A 19,195-nucleotide genomic window follows, 5' to 3' on the forward strand; every position below is an offset into this window, starting at 1 on the left:
CCAGGTCACCAGTCGCCGGTGAGCGGCCCGCCGTACCAGGTCTCGATCAGGCGGCGCGCGATCGAGACCTCGGGCGGCAGCCGGATCTCCCCGGACGCGAGCGCCTCGGACAGCTCCGCCCTGGTGTACCACCTCGCCTCGGCGATCTCCTCGCGGTCACACGTGATCTCAGTGGTGGTCGCCTGGGCGAAGAATCCCAGCATGAGACTGCGCGGGAACGGCCAGGGCTGGCTCCCCAGATAGTGCGGGGCGCGAACCACCACGCCGACCTCCTCGGCGACCTCCCGGATCACGGCGTGCTCCAGCGACTCACCCGGCTCCACGAACCCGGCCAGCACCGAGAACCGCCCCGGAGGCCACTGCGGCCCCCGCGCGAGCAGACATCGGTCGTCGGCGTCGTGGACAAGCATGATCACCGCTGGATCGACCCGGGGGAAGTGCTGGCTCGCGTCGTCCGGGCAGCTACGCACGTGCCCGCCCGCCTTGACCTCGGTACGGCTTCCGCAGCGCGGGCAGAACTCGTGCGTGGTGTGCCATGCCTCCAACGCCACCGCGTAGACCATCAGCCCCGCGTCCCGATCGCCGAGCAGCACGCCCACCTGCCGTAATCCCGCCGGCACGGCCTCACCTTCGGGCAGTTCGCCCGGCCCCATCGGGGGCGCCGCCCGCTGGGAGCCGTTCCGCTCCGACTGGGGCAACGACGCCGCGACCGCGAAGTAGGCGATCCCCTCGGCGTCGACGCCCAGCAGGTAGCGCTCCCCCTCGGGCGCCTCGGCCGGCGAGAAGTACACGATCGAGGTGTCCTCCCCGACCCGCCGCACGAGACTGCGCCCCTGGTCGACGACCATCACCTGCGTCGTCGTATCGTTCCAAGCCCGCTTCAGCCACTCCTCGTCGACACGGAGGTGTGCCGACCGGTCGATGGCGCTTCGCGCGAGCAGCAGTGGTCCCAGAAGTTGGTCTTCCGCCACGATTTCCAAACCCGCCCACCCCTTAAACCGCGGCCCATCCTATGCGTCCCCCGAATCACCCCTCGCTTTCTTCCCCGGCGGACCCCATCCTCACCTCCCTAAAACCACCACTCTCAAAAATCTTGCCCCACACCGCCACCTCCCCCCGAAGCCCCGCTCATCCCGCGCTCCGGTGACACGCGATCGCGTCCCAAGACGTACGGCAAGCCCAGTGAGCGCCACGCGCCGCCTGACGAACGCGCGGCGGGGAGCCGCTACTCGGGCGCGGCGGCTGAGCGCCGTCACGCCGCACCCGAGTAGCGGCCCGGCGGTCAACGTCCGACCCGTGCCCGGTCCGCGAAGACCACCACGTTGTCCCGGTAGCTCCCGCGCCCACGGTCGAAGACGCCGCCGCAGGTGATGAGCCGGAGCTGGGCGTCCCTGGTCGCGCCGTACACGACCTTGTCGGGGATGCGGTTCTTGGGATAGCGGGCGACCCGGCGCACGGTGAAGGCCACCACACTGCCGTCGGCCCGCTCCACCCGGATCGTCGCGCCCGCCTTGACCTGGCGCAGGCGGTAGAAGACGGCCGGCCCGGTGCGCGAGTCGACATGTCCGGCGATGACCGCCGCCCCGGCCTCCCCGGGCTCCGGCCCGGCCACGTTCCATCCGACCCGGTCGAACGCCCGGGGAGCGACCAACCGCCCCGACGCGTCGAGCCGTAACCCGATCACTTTCGTGGAGACCCCGATCGAGTCCACCCGAAGCCGCACCGGGTCGGCGGCCTCCGCACCCTTCGAGGCGTCACCCGCCGCGCCTTGCACCGCGGCTCGTTGGTCCACACCTCGTTGGTCCGCACCTCGTTGGTCCGCGCCTCGTTGCGCCGCGCCGTCGTTCGGTTCCGCGCCCGGGTCTCCGTCCGTCGATCGATCGGCCCCACGAGCGGGCTCTCCTCCGGTGCCATCCATCGACCGGCCGTCAGCGCCGTCCTGGTCGGCGCCGCTCACCGATCGTGCCTCGACACCCTCCGCCAACGATCCGTCCGCGACCCCCGCCGACGCCGTGGTGCCCATCGAGCACCCTCCGGCGGCGAGGACCGCGGCGACCGCGAGGGCCAGGCCCCCACGACCGCCACCGCTCCTGACGAGCATGCCCATGATCAGCTCTCCGATCCGAGCCTGCGCCGCAGCCACATGCCGCCACCGGCCAGCACCCCGATCCCGCCGAGCCCGGCCAGCCCGGCCATCACCATCCCAGCGGGCACACCCTCGTCCTCGGACCCCGCCAGCCCACCGGCCCCAGCATCGACGCCCCCTCGAGGCGCCCCACCATCGTCGTCCAGGGACACGCCGCCCTTGCCCGTGTCGACCCCACCCCGCGGAGCCCCACCGTCATCGTCATCGTCGTCATCCCGGGACACGCCGCCCTTACCCGTGTCCACCCCACCCCGCGGAGCCCCACCATCATCGTCATCGTCGTCATCCCGAGAGACGCCGCCCTTACCCGTGTCCACCCCACCCCGCGGAGCCCCACCATCGTCGTCATCGTCGTCATCCCGGGACACGCCGCCCTTACCCGTGTCCACCCCACCCCGCGGAGCCCCACCATCGTCGTCATCGTCGTCATCCCGGGACACGCCGCCCTTACCCGTGTCCACCCCACCCCGCGGAGCCCCACCATCATCGTCATCGTCGTCATCCACGGTGGTGACGGCCGTGAGAGGTGCGGCGGCGGCGATGCCTGGGGAGGAGAGCACGACGCCCGCCGTGCTCATGCCGAGGGTGATGGAGATGGCGAGAAGTGCCCGCCGCATTGCCAGAGTCATGAGACCCTCCATGTCGCATTCCGCGGCCTTTCCGCGGATAACTCCAGCTTTGGACTCAGTCGTGAGGCATCCGTGAGCCCGACATGAGAGCCTCTTCATCCACGTACCACCCCCGAACGCGCCAAAGTCGAACGGACTGACCACAGCACGCAAAGGGAACAGGGAAGCAGCCCGGCACGAGCAGCGAACATCGCCCGCCAAGCACCCGAAGCCCGCCTCCGAAGGGCACCCAACCTCAAGATCAGGACCACGCCCAGAACCACGGCCAAGGGCCAGGCCCCAAGGCCTAGGGCATGTGGTTGACGGCACCGAAACCGGGCACACCCGAGACACCCGTCCGGAGATGAGACGCGGAAGCGGTCACCGCGGAGCATGCCGACCCTGGCAGAGAGAAGAAGCGGAAGTTGTCCGGACGCGGGTCGCCGCGGAGCATGCCGACCCTGACAGGGAAAGAGAAGCCAGCCCTGGCCTTGGGGAGGAGACCCGACTTCAGCGCGCCCACGGCATCGGGGCGGTATCCCCGCTCGCTGGCCGCGCGGTGCCCGCGATCGGGCCGGGCAGGGGGAGGAGAACAAGAAGCGCACCAGCAGCCCTACCCGGTCGGGCTGCTCGGGCTGCTCGTCGGTCCCGTCGGGGAGGCCCGCTCAGGGGCGCAGACGGTACCCCGTGCCGCGGATGGTCTGGATCCGATCGGGACCGATCTTCCGGCGTAGATACCGGACATAGACGTCAACCACATTGGAGCCGGGGTCGAAGTCGAACCCCCACACGTGGCTGAGCAGTTGCTCGCGGGTGAGGACCTGGTCGGGATGGCGGCAGAAGACCTCCGCCAGCGCGAACTCCCTCGTGGACAGGTCGACTGCCTGCCCGCCCACGTTGACCCGCCGGGCCCGGAGGTCGAGGGAGAGGTCCCCGACCCGCAGCACGGTCACCTCGGGAACCCGGTCCGCCCGGAGCCGGAGCCGGACTCGGGCCAGCAGCTCCTCGAAGGCGAACGGCTTGGCGATGTAGTCGTCGGCCCCGCCCTCCAGACCGGCGACCGTGTCGGCGACGCTGTCGCGGGCGGTCAGGATGATGACCGGGATGGCGATCCTCGCGTCCCTGAGCCGGCGCAGCACGCTGAACCCGTCGCGCAACGGCAGGCCGATGTCCAGGATCAGCAGGTCGAAGTCGCCACCGGCGGCGTAGTCGTAGGCGCGCACGCCGTCTTCCACGACGGTGGTCGCGAAGCCGTTCCCGCGCAGCCCCTTCTCCAGGAAGGACGCGATCCGGTGCTCGTCCTCGGCGATCAGAATCCGGTTCATCGGGAACTCCTTCGCTGGAGACCCCGGGCCTGAGCCCTGGGGAGGAAAGCGAACGTGCCGCGTAGCGGCGCAACGGGCGTCAGCCCTCGTGGACAGGGCCGGGCACGGCCGTGGTGGGAAGTCACGCGATCGGGGTCAGCACCGCGGTGTCGAAGCCGAGCGCGGCGGATCGCAGGGGAATGGTGATGGTGAACAGCGCGCCTCCGCCCTCGGCATCGCCGACGGAAACGTCGCCCCCATGGGCCTCGGCGATGGACCGCACGATGGCCAGCCCGAGCCCGGCCCCCTCGTGCGTACGGCTGCCGCCCCGGACGAAACGGGCGAAGATCCGCTCCCGATCCTGAACACGCACGCCCGGCCCGACGTCCCGGACCCACAGGACCACGTCGGGACCTCGTACGGCGGAGCCGACCGCGACCAGGTCGCCCGATGCGGTGTGGCGGACGGCGTTGGCCAGCAGTTGCATGAGGGCCTGGGTCAGGCGCTGGCGGTCGGCGCTGATGGTGGCGTCGGCCACCTCCTCGATCCGCCAGTTGCGGTCGCCGAGGCCGCGCGCCTTGGCGAGGACGCTCACCGTGAGGTCGGCGAGTTCGACGTCGTCGAGAGCGAGGAAGCCGGGCTGCTCGGACTTGGCGAGGGTGAGGAGGTCGTCGACGATCCGGTTCATCCGGATCAGCTCGTCGGTGACCAGGGCGATGGTCTCGGCGCGTTCGCCGGGGTCGTCGCCCATGAGTTCGAGGTGGCCGCGGATGACGGTGATGGGGGTGCGGAGTTCGTGGCCGGCGTCGTCGACGAACTCGCGCTGGACCGCGAAGGCACGTTCCAAACGGTCGAGCATGTGGTTGAAGGTGCCGGCCAGGGCGGCCACGTCGTCGTTGCCGGGCACGATGAGGCGGCGGGTCAGGTCGGAGGAGTCGCTGATCCGTTCGGCCGTCTGGCGGACCAGCCGTACCGGGGCGAGGACGCGGCCCGCCACAAACCACCCGGCGGTGCCCGCGAGGCCGAGGGCCAGCAGGGCGGTCAGGCTGAGTGCCCTGATCGCGTCGTCGACCTCCTCCCGGTGCTTGTCGTAGAAGACCGCGATCACGAAGGCGCCCGTATGGCCGCCTCCCTTGATCGGTTTGACCGCGTAGCGGACCTCTCCGGCGGCGCTCTCGGTCCGGTCGTGCGTGGGCGTGGTGGCGGCCACCAGTTTGGCGACCAGGGCGCGGTCGGTGTGCAGCGCGGTGGGCGGTTTGACGAACGTCAGGCTGTCCACCTCGCCGTCGAGGATGGTGAAGAAGGTCTCGTGCCGGTCCGGGGCGTTCACGGTCAGGTGGCCTTCGAGCAGGGCGGCGACGTCGCGGCCGGGCGGTGCCTGCTCGACGTACCAGTCGAACTTGCGCGCCTCGTTGCTGAGTTCGGCGTTCACCCGGTCGTCGAGCTTGGCCAGCATGTAGGACCAGGTCGCGAAGATCGACACCACCAGGGCGAGCATGACGACGAGCAACATCCAGCCCACGATCCGGGCTCTCGCACTCACCGCTCAGTCATCTCCGCCGTCGTCGTCATCACCGTCATCGCCATCATCATCGCCGTCGCCTCTCGGCGGTGGCGGCGGGTTCACCGGCTTCGCCGGCCGCTTCTCGTCCTCCGAGGACCTCGACGACGACTCAGACGATGGTTTGGGCGACGGCTTGGGCGATGGCTCGGGCGATTTGGATGGTTTGGGGGACGGGCCGGAGGTGGCTGTCGCGTCGGGAGCCGTCGGCTTCGGCGGCGCGTCGGACACGACCACGGTCTTTCCCAGGTTAGGCGGGTCGCTGGTGAACGCCTGCACCATCCCCACCATGGCGAGCACCGCGACGATCGTCCCGACGAGGACGGCAATGATGGAAGTACGGCGGCTCATGCTCCAACGGTAGGTGCCGTGCAGGAAGACAACGGTGAGACGAAGATGAGAACCCTCTCATACAGCGACATTCTTCACTCGGTACACGACATGATCCCCGCCCGGCTAGGATGCATTAGTTAGGTTAGCCTTACCTGATCCGGAGGCACTGCGTGCGGCTGTATGTCACCGCGCTCAAACCGACCGACTCGGTCACCCACGGTTTCCTGCCTGCCGCCCGCGCACTGGGCTGCGAGGTGACCATTCTCACCGACCGGCCGGATCGGCACGCCGAGGTCCTCGATGGGGCCCACAACAGGACCCACGACGGGGCGCTCGATGGGACCGAGATCGTCCCCTGCGACGTGCGCGACCCGCGAGCCGTGATCGACACGATCGCCCACCATCACCCGCCCGGCGCGATCTTCTCCAACTCCGACCACCTCCAGGCCGAGACCGCGTTGGCCGCCGCCTACTTCGGCCTGCCGGGCAAGGACTGGCGGGCCTGCGTGTCCACCAAGAACAAGGCGCTCACCAGGCGCCGGCTGGCCGAGGCCGGCGTGGAGCGGGTTACCTCGGCACGGCTGGCGCCGGGCGACCCCGTGCCCGCCGTACCGTTGCCCGCCGTGGTCAAGCCGCGCGAAGGGGTGGCTAGCGAGGACGTGGTGCTGGTGCGGACGGCGGACGAGCTGACCAGGGCCGTCGCGGACATCCGGGCCAGGCGTCCGGGCGAGGCCCTGGTCGTCGAGGAGTACCTCCAGGGCCCGCTGCACACGCTGGAGACGCTCGGCGACGGCCGTACGACCCGGGTTCTCGGCGGGTTCGCCACCACCCTCGGCCCGCTGCCCCACTTCGTGGAGGAACGGCTCGACTGGGCGCCGGAGAACGCGGCGCACCGGCACGTGCTGAAGGCCCTGGCCGCGCTGGGGGCGGGGTTCGGGGCCTGCCACACCGAGTACGCGATCACCGAGCGCGGGCCGCGGATCATCGAGGTCAACTACCGGGTGATCGGCGACCACTGCGACTTCCTGCTGGCGGATCTGCTGGGCGTGCCGCTCTTCGAATGGATTCTCGCGGTCCACCTCGGCGAGCCCCTCCCCGGCCCACCGGCGGCCTTCGCCGGACACGGGACCGCGGTCAGCCTCGTCGCCCAGACCTCGGGCACGATCAGCTCGGCCCCGCCCGCCATCACCCCGCGCGACAGCGACGCGGTACGGCTGTGGCACCGCCCGCTCCGCGCCGTCGGCGACCGGGTGGACGTCGGCAACACCAACCGCGACTACCTGGGCCTCGTCCGCGCGATCGGACACGACAGGGAGAGCGTGGACACCGCCATCGCCGCCTTCGCCGCCGCCCACCCCTGGACGGTGACCCCATGACCGGCCAGCACCGCCATCGCCGCCGCTCACCCCTGGATGGTGAGCCCGTGACCGGCCAGCACCCGCCCATCGCCGGACCACGTCCCCGCGACCGGCCACCACAGGGACACCATCGCCCATCCCTGGACGGTGACCTCACGACCCGACACCACCGCCCATCCATGGACAGCGCCCCCATGACCGCCACCACCGCCCACCCCTGGACGGTGACCCCGTGATCCCCGATACGCGTGAGACCGAGCGTTACCTCGCGGCGAGGGTCCTGAACGCGTTGCTGCGCGAGGACTTCGGCGGGCTCGCCTCGCGGGTGACCCGGACGCCCAGGGGCGGGGTCGCGATCGAGCTCGCGGGCGGTCACGCCGTACGGCTGGCGCCCGGTTCGCTGTTCCAGGATTTCGTGGTGGCCGCCGGGGAGGCGATCGGCCTGGACGATGTGCTCGCCACGGCGCGGGAGGTGGCCGATCCGGCGGACGCGGCCGGGGTCGAGGCGTTCGCGGTGGAGTGCGGGGAGGCGTTGCGCGCGCTGGAGTTGCACGACGCGCACCGGGCGGAGGTGCTGGCCAGGATCGAGCCCGGCGACCACGAGACCCTCGCCGCGTTCGTCGATCATCCGGTCTACCCGACGGCGCGGGCGCGGCACGGGCTGCCCGCGGAGGCGCTGCTCGCCTACGCTCCGGAGTTCGCGCCGTCGTTCGAGCTGCGCTGGGCGGCGGTCCCCCGGGAGCGGGCGCGGGGCGGGGAGGTGCCGTGGCGGCCGGAGTTCGCGTCGGTGGGGCTGCCCGACCTCGGGGAGACGCACGTGCTGTTCCCGGTGCATCCGCTGACCGTGGCGACGGTCGGGGACCTGCCCGGAGTGATCGTCGCGAGCCGGCCGTACCTCCGGGTCAGGCCGACCCTGTCCATGCGCACGGTGATGGTGGGCCCGCGAACCCACCTCAAGCTGCCCCTCCCCACCAGCACCCTCGGCCTGCGCAACCGCCGCTCGATCAAACCGGGGGTGCTGGCCGACGGCGCGCGGGCCGAACTGCTGCTCAGGGAGGTGCTCGCCCGCGAGCCCGACCTCGGGAACGTGCAGATCGCCGACGAGCAGACGTACGGGCATGCCGGGCACGAGTACCTCGGATGGATGATTCGGGAGTATCCGGAAGGCGACCTCGTCCCGGTGGCCGCCCTGGCCGCGCCGGCCCTCCGGGGCGGCGCCGTGATCGAGGAGGTCTCCGGCGGTGACGTGGCCGGGCTCCTGCACGACTACCTGACGGTGCTGCTGCGCTGGAACGTGTGCCTGTTCGTGAAGTACGGCATAGCGGTCGAATCCCATCAGCAGAACCTCTCCCTGGTCCTCGGCGACTCCCCCGGCCTGCTGCTCAAGGACAACGACGGGCTGCTCGTCTCGCCCGGTCCACTGGCCGCCGCCGGGCTCGCCGTACCCGCCTTCGAGGACGGTCGGATGCTCACCCACGACCCGCACGCCCTCGCCGACGTGTTCGTCACGATCACCCTGCACCTCGCCGCGGCGGCCGTGGCCTTCCACACGCTGCCCGCCGAACAGGCCCGCAGGCTGGTCAGGGACGCACTCGGCGCGGCCATCGGGGAGTACGGCGAGCACCCGATGGCCCGCCTGCTCCGCGCCCGGACCCTGGACGCCGACCGCCTGGTCGGCAAATCGATGATCACCGCCGGCACCCTGGTGGACAAATCGCGCACCGGGGCGCTGGATGTGAACAAGTTCTACGGCACCAGCGGACCCAACTACCTGCGACGCCCCTGACCCGCACCCCCACGAACCGCCACACCACGGACCCGCACCCACGAACCCGCCGCGTCATCGCAGCACACCCCAGCACGGTTCACACCATCGAAACCGCCCCACCGCACACCATCCGGCTCAGAGCCTCCCGGACGCACCACCGCAACGCCACACCACCGCATCGCCGCACCACACGCACTGCCGCACCACCGCACCGCCGCACCACCGCTCCGCCGCACCACCGCTCTGCCGCACCACACGCACTGCCGCACCACACGCACTGCCGACCCGCCGCACGACAAGATCGACTCGTAAGGGGTATCTCCGCCTGTGGACAGCCTTGTGCTCGACATCCCCGCCGTCGCCGTCGCCGAGGACGCCTCGCTGGCGGCCCTGCTGCGTTGCTGTGTGAGGGAGGTGGCGGGGCCGCGCGGCCAGGTGTGGGAGGCCAGGCCGTACCTCCTGCTCAGGCTGGCGGAGACGTTGATCCGGGTGCGCGCGGGCGGCGGGATCGCGCTGCGGCTGGAGGACGCGGAACGGCTGGACCACGGGGTCTGGCGCCCGCTCACCCTCGATCTGCTCGTCGAACTGGTGGAGAGCGAACTCGGCGGGCAGAACCAGGAGTTCGCCGCCCAGGTCTCCGCGAGCCGCGAGGCGATGGCGATCATGCTCAAGGCCCGCGCCGACGCCGACCCGCCCGAGAGTCCCTGGCTCGCCTCCGAGCAGTCGCTCGTCTTCGGCCACCCGTTCCATCCCTCGCCCAAGGCCCGGGGCGGCGCCGGCTGGCTCGCCTACGCCCCCGAGGCCCACGCCAGCTTCCCGCTCCGGCTGCTCGCCGTACGCGAGGATCTGCTCGCCGCGCGGGGGGACACGGCCGCGCTCGACCGGCTGGGGACGGCCCCGCCCGGGTACGCCCTGCTGCCCGCGCATCCCTGGCAACTCGACCTTCTCGGTCCCGCCCTCGACGGTCCGCTCGGCGACGGCCGCCTCGTCGACCTCGGTCCGGGGACGCGCCCGGTGGTGCCGACCTCCTCGGTGCGCACCGTCTACGAGCCGGAGACCGGGACCTGCCTGAAGTTCAGCCTGGACATCCGGATCACCAACTGCGTGCGGAAGAACTCCTGGTACGAGTTGGAGGGCGCGGTGGCGCTCACCGGGCTGCTGGCCCCGGTCTTCGAGGACCTGTCGGCCCGCTTCCCCGGCACCCGATGGCTGCCCGAACCCGGCTACCGGTCCGCCGCCCTCGGCTCCCGCCTGCTGGAGGGCCTGGGCGTGATCGTCCGTACCGCCCCGGGCCCCGCCGCCCTGCTGGCCGCCTCCCTCACCACCCACCGGGTCCGCGACGCCGCCCGCTGGTGGCGCGCCTACGTCGAGCACGTGGCCCGCCCCGTGCTCGACGCCTATTTCACGCACGGCGTCGTCCTGGAACCCCACCTCCAGAACGTGCTCATCGGCCTCGACCCCGACGGCATCCCCGCCGAGGCCGTCTTCCGCGACCTGGAAGGCACCAAACTCCTCCCCGCGCGGCATCCCGCCCTCCCCGCCGAGCTGGCCGGCACCCTGACCTACACCCCCGACCAGGGCTGGAACCGCGTCGTCTACTGCCTGTTCGTCAACCATCTGTCCGAGATCGCCGCCACCCTCGCGGACGACGAGGACACCCTGCGCGAACTGTGGACCATCGCGGGTGAGGTGCTCGCCGCGTACGCGGAGACGGTCGGCCGGCCGGCGAAGCTGATGGACCTGCTGGCCGGGGCCCCGCTCCCGGCGAAGGCGAACCTCACCGTGCGCTGGGCCCGCTCGGCCGACCGCACGGCCGGCTACGTCCCCGTCGCCAACCCGTTCGCCGCCAACCCGCCCGCCTGCGAGGTGACCCGTTGATCGTCCCCCCGCCCGCCGTACAGGCGCTCGCCGAGCATGCCCCCGCCTACGTCTACGACCTCGCCGACCTGCACACCCACGCCCGGTCCGTACGGCAGGCGGTACACGGCGCCGAGCTCTACTACGCGGTCAAGGCCAATCCCGACCCCGAGATCCTCCGGGTCCTCGCTCCCCATCTGGACGGCTTCGAGGTCTCCTCGGCGGGCGAACTGGCCCACGTCCGCGCCACGGTCCCCGGCGCCAGGATCGCCCTGGGCGGCCCCGGCAAGACGGCCGGGGAACTCACCGCCCCCGTCGACCGCCTGCACGTCGAGAGCCCCGGCGAACTGCGCCGCCTGCTGGCCACCGGGATCACGGCCGACATCCTGCTCAGGCTCAACCTGGACATCCCCATCGGCGGCGCGGCACTCACCATGGGCGGCGGCGCCACCCCCTTCGGCATGGACCCCGCAGGCGCGCAGGAGTGCGCGGACCTCCTGAAACCCCAGCACCGCGTACGGCTGCGCGGCATCCACGCCCACCTGGCCAGCGGCCTGGACGCCGCCGACCTCGCCGGCCTGGCGCGCGCCGTACTGGATCACGCCGGAGACCACGACGAGGTCAATCTCGGCGGCGGCATGAACGTGTCCTACACCGACCCGGGCGCGAGGTTCGACTGGACCTCCTACGGCACCGCCCTGAGGGCCCTGGGACGGCCGGGCCGGACGCTGCGGATCGAGCCGGGCCGTGCCCTGACGGCGTACTGCGGCTGGTATCTCACCCGGGTGATCGACCTGAAGCGGGTCCACGGCGCGCTGTTCGCCGTGGTCACCGGCGGCACCCACCACCTGCGCACCCCGGTCGCCAAGTCACACGACCAGCCCTTCGCCGTACTCCCCACCGGCCACGGCCCCGCCATCACCGACGAACCGGTCACGATCGTCGGCCAGCTCTGCACCCCCAAGGACGTCTTCGCCCGCCAAATCCCCATAAATCACCTTCAAACAGGGGACACCATCGCCTTCGCCCTGGCCGGCGCCTACGCCTGGAACATCTCCCACCACGACTTCCTCATGCACCCCAAACCAACCTTCCACTACGTCTGACCCACGAAATTCGATCTCTCCCTTGACACCATGGCGATCTTCAGCTGACCGCTGGGACGGATTCGACGAGGGCGGCCAGGCCGGGGGCGTCGAGGAGGTCCACCGGGCGGATGGTCTCGTTCGAACGCACGTAGTGGAAGGCGGCCCGGACCTGCTCGATGGGCGCGCCGGCGAGCTCGGCCCAGGCCAGGCGGTAGGCGGCGAGCTGGATCGCGGCGGTCTCCGCGGCCCTGCCCCGGGGGCGTTCGCCGGTCTTCCAGTCGACGACCTCGTAACCGCCGTCGGGAGCGCGGAAGACCGCGTCCATCCGGCCGCGCACCAGCCGATCAGCGATCATGGTCTCGAACGGCACCTCAAGATCGAGCGGCTCCCGCGAAGCCCACTCGCTCTCCTCGAACCTGTCCTGGAGCTCCGAAAGCCGCACATCGGTCTCGGGGACGTCGCCCGCGGTCCCCGGCAGCTCGAAGTCGTCGATCAGCCGCTGCTGTCCCCACCGTGACTCCAGCCAGTGGTGGAAGGCGGTGCCCCGGCGGGCGAGCGGCGCCGGGCGTACGGGGACGGGACGGCGGATGCGTCTGGCCAGTTCCCTCGGGTCGTCGGCGAGGGTGACGAGCGAGGAGACGGTCAGCCGGGACGGCAGCTCGACCCGGGTGGCTGGGCGTCGCCGTACGTGCTCGCGTTCGCGCAGCAGCAGCTCGGTGTCACGTTCCCAGGAGCTCATCCGGTCACGGTCGAAGACCCGGACCTGGTCGGGCTCGTCGTCGGCGAGCGAGCCGTCCAGCGCCGCCTCGACCAGGCGGGCGCCGTCGAGCACCGCCTCGTAGCGCAGGCCCTCGGGGGTGACCGGCCACGGAGCCTCGGCGGGCACCGCGAGCAGCGGGTTCTCCGCGCCGTCCGCGATGGGCTCGGCCCAGTGGGCCACCCGGCCGCAGGTCTCGCTGACCTCCCGCAGGAAGTCGGAGGGTTCGAGCGGTTTGGTGGCGCTGCCCCAGCGGTAGCCGGAGGCGATCAGCAGGTAGTGGGCGCGGGTGACCGCCACATACGCCAGCCTGCGCTCCTCCATCAGGTCGCGCTCGCGGCAGTGCTCGTCGAAGTCGCCGAGCTCCTCCTTCGTCAGGCCGGCGAGTCTGGGCAGGTCGGCCGCGTCGCCGCGGAGCGGGTAGGGCAGCTTGCGTGGGTTCTCCGTCCACCTCGGGGTGGTGACGGGCCGGGCCGGGAAGATGGTCCCGCTCGCCAGGGCGCCGGTCTTGGAACGGAGCTGCGACATGCCGGGCACCACCACGACCGGCCACTCCAGGCCCTTGGAGGCGTGGATGGTCATCAGCTTGACGCTGTTGCTCTCGCCGACCCGGCCGGCGTCGAGGCCGTTCTCCTCCTCGTCGGCGGCCTTCAGATAGGCCAGGAACGCGCCGAGCGTGGGATCTTCGGCGTCGCCGGCGAACCTGGACGCGGCGTCCTGGAACGCGTCCAGGTCGGCACGGGCGGCGAACGCGCTCGCCGTGGCCGCCTGCGCGGCCACCTCCACCTCCAGCCCGGTCCTGCGCTCGATCTCGGTGATCAGGTCGGGCAGCGGCTGCCCGGCGTGCGCCCGCAGCAACCGCAGCTCTCCCGCCATCGCGATCAGCCGGATCCTGGCCAGCGGCGAGAACCGGGACAGCCACTCGGCCCGGTCGGGCAGCTCGTCCAGCGCGTCGACCAGGCTGCCGCGCTCCTCCGCCAGATCCGCGACGACCTGGTCGAGCGGGTCCTCCTGCCGGCCGCCGCCGTCGCGCGTCTCGCGGTTCAGCTCGCGGGCGCAGTCGCCGAGCACCTTCAGGTCGGCGGGCCCGATCCGCCACCTCGGCCCGGCGAGCAGCCGCACCAGCGCGTCGCCGGCCGTCGGGTCGTAGAGCACCCGCAGCGTCGCCACGATGTCGGACACCTCGGGCACCGTGAGCAGGCCGCCCAGCCCGACCACCTCGACCGGCACCCCCCGCTCGGCAAGGGCCCGCCGCAACGCGGGAAACTGCGAACGCCGCCGCGCGAGGATCGCCACATCCGACGGCTGTACGGCAAGCGGCCCGCCCCAGGAGCTCGGCTTGGCCTTCTCGCGCTCCCCCTCGCCCCACGGCAGCCCGTCGGGCGCGGTCTCCTCACCCAGCAGGCGGACCACCCCGTCGGCGACCCACCGGGCCTCGTCCTCGGCGGTCTCGTGGAACGCGCACAGCACCCGGCCACGGTCCACCCGGTTCTTGCCGGGCACCAGCACAGGCACCTCCCGCGCCTCCATCCGGAGCGGGAGCTGCACCCTGGCGGCGACGTCGAGCACCCGGTCGCCGTTGCGGAAGCTCACCGACAGCCGGCGTACCGGGGCCTCGTCGCCGCTGGCCGTACGGAAGTCGGTGGCGAAGCGGGTGAGGTTGCCCGCCGAGGCGCCGCGCCAGCCGTAGATGGACTGGCAGGGGTCGCCGACGGCGGTCACCGGATGCCCGGTGGCGAACAGCGCGCGCAGCAGCACCAGCTGGGCGTGGCTGGTGTCCTGGTACTCGTCGAGGAGGACCACCGAGAACCTGCCCCGCTCGATCTCGCCCACCTCCTGGTGCCCGGCGGCGATCCTGGCGGCCAGGGCCATCTGGTCGCCGTAGTCGATGACCTCCCTGGACCTCTTCAGCCTGCCGTACTCCTCGACCAGCGGCAGGAGTTGCTCCCTGGCGGCCTGGACGGCGACGGGCTTGCGCTGCGCGATCGTGGTCCGGCCGGGCAGTTCGGCGAGCCGGTCGGCCAGCCACGCGCCCGCCCGCCGTACATCACCGGCGTCGCGGAGGTGCTCGGCCATCTCGCCGGACAGCTCCAGCACGGCACGTGTGACCGTCGCGGGGCCCCACTCGATCTCCTCCATCGGCCCGTCGTAGAGGCTGACGATCCGGCTCGCCAGCTGCCAGGAGACGGCGGGCGGCACCAGGCGCATGGTGGGTTCGAGCGCCTCGCGGAGGGCGTGGTCGGTCACCAGCCGCGCGGCGTACGCGTGGTAGGTGGAGACGGTCGGCTCCTCCTCCAGCACCTCCGCGTCGACCAGCTTGGCCTCGGCGAGCCCGGCCAGCCGCTTGCGGACCCGGGCGGCCAGCTCGGTGGCGGCCTTGCGGGTGAAGGTGAGCCCCAGCACGCGTTCGGGCCTGGCCAGCCCGTTGGCGACCAGCCAGACCACCCGGCCCGCCATGGTCTCGCTCTTGCCCGAGCCCGCGCCCGCCATCACGACCGTGGGCTCCAGCGGAGCCTCGATCACGGCGGCCTGCTCGGGGGTCGGCGGCAGGATGCCGAGCCTGTCGGCCAGCTCGACCGCGCTCAGCACACCTGGCCCCCGTCGTCGTTGACCGGGCAGCTCGACCTGGCCGCGCAGGTACGGCAGCCGTCGTTGACCTGTGCCTGGAAGAACGGGCCCGACATGCCGGTGGCCACGGTGTCGACCAGCTTCTCCGCCCACTTCGGATCGTCGTCGTCGCCGAGTGCCCGCTGGCCCTGTTCCTTGGCGTCCTTGCCGGCCGCCTTGCCGACCTGCACCAGCGCCGCGCCGCCCGGCTCGGTGAGCCCGTGCCGCCGGAACGCGCCGAGCAGCGTGGCGAGCTGGTAGACGCCGAGCTGCGGGTGGCGGTCGAGATCGGCGTCCGAGGGCTTGGAACTGCCGGTCTTCAGGTCGATGATCACCGCTCGGCCCTCGCCGTCACGCTCGACCCGGTCGACCCTGCCCTTGATCTGCACGCCCTCGGAGACCATCGCGGTGAACGCCTCCTCGGGGGCGACCAGCTCCCTGGGGTTCTCCTGATGCCAGCGGACGAACTTGCCGATCATCTGCTCGGCGACCTTGCGCTGCTTGCGGTTGAACCATTTGCCGCCGAAGTCGAGCTCGTCCCAGATCCCGTCGAGGCGCTTGCCCAGCGTCTCCTCGGTGGGCAGGCCGGTCGCGGCGAGCGCGGCGAGCGCGTGCACGACCGTGCCGAGCCCCTGCGCCGCGCTGGTGCCGCTCGCGCCCACCGAGGTCTCCAGCAGCCACCGCAGGCCGCACTTGGTGAAGCTCTCCACGGCCGAGGGCGAGATCCGGACGATGTCGTCGGGCCAGCCGAGCGGGCGGTCGTCGGAGATCGGGGTCAGGCCGTACCAGTCGTCGGGGTGCGCGCCCTGCACGCCCGCCTCCGCCAGCCTGGCCAGATGACTCGCCGCCGCCTGGCGCAGGCGTTCCGGCCTGGTCGGGTCGCACACCGCCTGCCGCAGGTCGGCCACCAGGGCGGACATGCTCAGCCAGCGCGCCCGGTCGGTCGCGCCCGCCTCCTCCACGCTGCCGGGCAGCAGCTCCGACAGGAACCGCGAGGGCCGCTCGTCGGTGTCCTCGCCGCCGACCGCCGTGACCACGAGCTTCTTCCGCGCCCTGGTCGCGGCCACGTAGAACAGACGGCGTTCCTCGGCGAGCAGTTTGGAGGCCAGCGCGGCGGAGGCGGCGTCCGTGCCGCCCGGCGCCGACCCCCTGGACAGCTCGACCATGTCCTCCACGCCCAGCATCGAACCGCGCAGCCGCAGGTCGGGCCAGACCCCCTCCTGCACCCCCGCGACCACCACGACGTCCCACTCCAGGCCCTTGGCGCGGTGCGCGGTCAGGATGCGTACGGCGTCGCCTTCCGGGGCGTGCTCGGCCAGGGTGTCACCGGCGATCTCCTGCGACGCCAGATCGTCGAGGAACACCTCGGGCCCCGCCTTCGGCAACCGGTCCACGAACCGCGCCGCGTGGTCGAACAGCGCCATCACCGCGTCGAGATCCCGGTCGGCCGCCGCGCCCCTCGCCCCGCCGCCCAGGCTCACCTCGGTCCAGGTCTGCGCGAGGCCGCTGGCCTGCCACACCGCCCACAGCACGTCCTCCGCCGTACCGCTCTGCCGTACGGCCTCGCCCGCGGTGACGAGCAGCTTGGCCAGCCGCTCGGCCGGCGCCGCGATGTGCGGCTCCACCCGCACCAGCTCCCGCGCGTCCCGCACCGCCGCCACCAGCAGTTCCCCCGCCGTCCGCAGACCCCCCTCCCGCTCCGCCACCCGGACGGCCCCGTCCTCTGCGACACCCTCACGCACGGCAGGAGCCAGCGGGACAGACTCCCCGCCGTCACCCTCACGCACGGCGGAAGCCTGCGGGGCAGAGTCCCCACCGGCACCCACACGTACAGCGGGAGCCAGAAGGACGGACTCCCCATCGGCACCCTCACGCACGGCGGAAGCCTGCGGGGCAGAGTCCCCACCGACACCCACCACACCACCCTCACGTACAGCGGGAACCTGCGGGACGGACTCCCCATCGGCACCCACCTCACCGGCGAGCCGCCGCGCGGCCGAATCCAGCACGCCCCTCTCGGAGACGGCATCGTCCTGCACGGTGCCAACCTGGTCGACGGGATCCTGCACGTCGTCCTCGTCGGCGGGATCCTGCACACCGTCCTCGTCGGCGGGATCCTGCACACCGTCCTCGTGGGCGGCTTCGGCGGCCTCGGCGGCCTCGGCGGCGTGTTCGGCGATGCGGAGGGCGCGACGGAGGCGGCGGACGCCGATCATGTCGGTGCCGCCCAGCGGGCCGGTGAGCAGTTCCTCGACGACGGCCTCGTCCAGGGTCTCGGGGTGCATCGCCACCCGCAGCAGGGTGATCATCGGCCGGACCCCGGGCTCCGCGGCCACCGGCAGCTCGTCGCTCGCGACCGTGACCGGCACCCCGGCCGTCACCAGGGCCCTGCGCAGCAACGGCACCTGCCGTGCCGCCGACCGCACCAGCACCGCCATCCGCGACCACGCCACCCCGTCGAGCAGGTGTGCCCGGCGCAGCGTGTCGGCCACCACGGCGGCCTCCTGGCTCGCGCCGTCGGTGAGCAGCGCCCGCACCTCGCCCGGCTCGGCGTCCTGGCTCGGGAGCAGGTCGCGGTGCCCCCGGCCGGCGGCGCCGGACGGCGGGCCGACGGCGCTGGACGGCGGGGCGGCGGCGCTGGACGGCGGGGCGGCGGCGCTGGACGGCGGGGCGGCGGGGAGGCGGGCGGTCACCCGGCGGGAGGCGGTCAGCAGGCCGGGCGCCATCCGGCGGCAGACGCGCAGGGCGACCACGGGGGCGTCGTGGCCGTCGCGGGTGGGGAACCGTTCGGGGAAGCGGAGGATGCCGCCGACTTCGGCCCCGCGGAAGCCGTAGATGGACTGGTCGGGGTCGCCGACCGCGATCAGGTCGCGCCCGTCGCCGGCGAGCTGCCTGAGCAGGAACTCCTGCGCGGGATCGGTGTCCTGGTACTCGTCCACGTAGACGACGTCGTAGGCGGCCCGCTCACGTTCGCGGACCTCGCCGTCGGCGAGCAGCCCCGCGGCGGCGCGGATCAGCTCGGCGTAGTCGAGCGAGGGCACCGGGTCCAGGTCGAAACGGGCCTGGTAGCGGTCGGCGAACCGGCCGGCCGCCGCCCAGTCGGCGCGGCCGTGCGTCCGGCCCAGCGCGACGAGGTCCGCACCGTCGAGGCCGCGCTCCGCGGCCCTGGACATGAAGTCGCGCAGTTCCTCGGCGAACCCGCGGGTCTTCAGCGCCTCCCTGAGCTTCTCCGGCCACTCGGGCGCGCCGCCCTGCAGCTCGCCGTGCAGCAGGCGGCGGACCTCCAGGAGCTGCTCGGGGCCGGTCAGCAGGCGCGGCGGCGGCTCCCCGGCGAGGACGGCGTCCCGACGGAGCAGCGTGTAGGCGTAGCTGTGGAAGGTGAGGGCCAGCGGCGTGCGGGTGGTGCGCCGCATCCGGCCGGTGATGCGCTCGCGCAGTTCGCCAGCCGCCTTGCGGCTGAAGGTGAGCACCAGGATCCGCTCGGGATCGATCCCGCGGCGCTCGACCCGGTCGACGACGCTCTCCACGATGGTGGTGGTCTTACCGGTGCCCGGCCCCGCGAGCACGAGCAGCGGACCGCCCCGATGCTCGACCACGGCACGCTGGTACTCGTCGAGCACAGGGGCCTCGGCACGCCCCGTGGCCCCATCCCGCACCAGTCGCCAGCTCTGAGCACTCACAACTCAGCATTCCACCAGACCCCGGGGACAGATCGTGCCGACTTGACCCGTCTCCCCGGCTATCCGGGACAGATCGGCCCCCAAATTCGGCAGAACACGCTATCCACCGACATGTCGCCGCACACCGC

General features: G+C 72.3%; 12 protein-coding genes. 4 read left to right on the forward strand and 8 right to left on the reverse strand.

The annotated features are described in order from the left end of the window. Positions 1-5 precede the first annotated feature (5 nt). From nudC to MBA17_RS25505, 5 genes are all read right to left on the reverse strand, one after another. The gene (nudC, locus tag MBA17_RS25485) at positions 6-980 is read right to left on the reverse strand and encodes an NAD(+) diphosphatase (protein ID WP_238499099.1); all 975 of its coding nucleotides are present in this window, start codon (positions 978-980) and stop codon (positions 6-8) included. 302 nt (positions 981-1,282) lie between these two features. Then, positions 1,283-1,792 carry a class F sortase gene (locus MBA17_RS25490; RefSeq protein ID WP_238499100.1) on the reverse strand — a complete coding sequence of 170 codons (510 nt, stop codon included), beginning with the start codon at positions 1,790-1,792 and terminating at the stop codon, positions 1,283-1,285. Between the two features lie 1,627 nt (positions 1,793-3,419). Further along, positions 3,420-4,079: a response regulator transcription factor gene (locus MBA17_RS25495; RefSeq protein WP_238499101.1), complete on the reverse strand. Its 660-nt coding sequence runs from the start codon at positions 4,077-4,079 to the stop codon at positions 3,420-3,422. Between the two features lie 121 nt (positions 4,080-4,200). Beyond that, complete coding sequence (locus MBA17_RS25500) at positions 4,201-5,601, reverse strand: sensor histidine kinase (RefSeq protein ID WP_238499102.1); 1,401 nt, start codon at positions 5,599-5,601, stop codon at positions 4,201-4,203. Between the two features lie 3 nt (positions 5,602-5,604). Then, on the reverse strand, positions 5,605-5,970 hold the full coding sequence (locus tag MBA17_RS25505; protein ID WP_238499103.1) for a hypothetical protein: 366 nt from the start codon (positions 5,968-5,970) through the stop codon (positions 5,605-5,607). Between the two features lie 152 nt (positions 5,971-6,122). On the opposite strand from MBA17_RS25505, the gene MBA17_RS25510 reads away from it, so the two are divergent. Further along, positions 6,123-7,328, forward strand: coding sequence for an ATP-grasp domain-containing protein (locus MBA17_RS25510; RefSeq protein ID WP_238499104.1), 1,206 nt, complete (start codon positions 6,123-6,125; stop codon positions 7,326-7,328). A gap of 26 nt (positions 7,329-7,354) precedes the next feature. On the opposite strand, the gene MBA17_RS49670 is transcribed toward MBA17_RS25510, so the two are convergent. After that, positions 7,355-7,477, reverse strand: a complete 123-nt coding sequence (locus MBA17_RS49670) for a hypothetical protein (RefSeq protein WP_274385958.1) — start codon at positions 7,475-7,477, stop codon at positions 7,355-7,357. 65 nt (positions 7,478-7,542) lie between these two features. Here MBA17_RS49670 and MBA17_RS25515 point away from each other — a divergent pair, with 65 nt between their 5' ends. The 3 genes from MBA17_RS25515 to MBA17_RS25525 all read left to right on the forward strand — a co-directional run bounded on the left by MBA17_RS25515 (position 7,543) and on the right by MBA17_RS25525 (position 12,041). Next, entirely contained in the window at positions 7,543-9,096 is a 1,554-nt protein-coding gene (locus MBA17_RS25515) for an IucA/IucC family protein (RefSeq protein ID WP_238499105.1), read from the forward strand. Between the two features lie 309 nt (positions 9,097-9,405). Next, positions 9,406-10,956 (forward strand): IucA/IucC family protein, encoded by a 1,551-nt coding sequence (locus MBA17_RS25520; RefSeq protein WP_238499106.1) that lies wholly within the window; start codon positions 9,406-9,408, stop codon positions 10,954-10,956. Further along, complete coding sequence (locus MBA17_RS25525; RefSeq protein ID WP_238499107.1) at positions 10,953-12,041, forward strand: alanine racemase; 1,089 nt, start codon at positions 10,953-10,955, stop codon at positions 12,039-12,041. Before MBA17_RS25520 ends, MBA17_RS25525 begins: the two co-directional genes overlap by 4 nt. Before the next feature lie 40 nt (positions 12,042-12,081). Here the strand turns inward: MBA17_RS25525 and MBA17_RS25530 are convergent, their stop codons facing one another. Next, entirely contained in the window at positions 12,082-15,369 is a 3,288-nt protein-coding gene (locus MBA17_RS25530; RefSeq protein WP_238499108.1) for an ATP-dependent helicase, read from the reverse strand. Next, a complete protein-coding gene (locus MBA17_RS25535) occupies positions 15,363-19,007 on the reverse strand; it encodes an ATP-dependent helicase (RefSeq protein WP_238499392.1) in 3,645 nt (1,214 codons plus the stop codon). Before MBA17_RS25535 ends, MBA17_RS25530 begins: the two co-directional genes overlap by 7 nt. Positions 19,008-19,195 lie beyond the last annotated feature (188 nt).

It is taken from the genome of Dolomitihabitans soli, from assembly GCF_022213955.1.
GTDB lineage: Bacteria > Actinomycetota > Actinomycetes > Streptosporangiales > Streptosporangiaceae > Streptosporangium_A > Streptosporangium_A soli.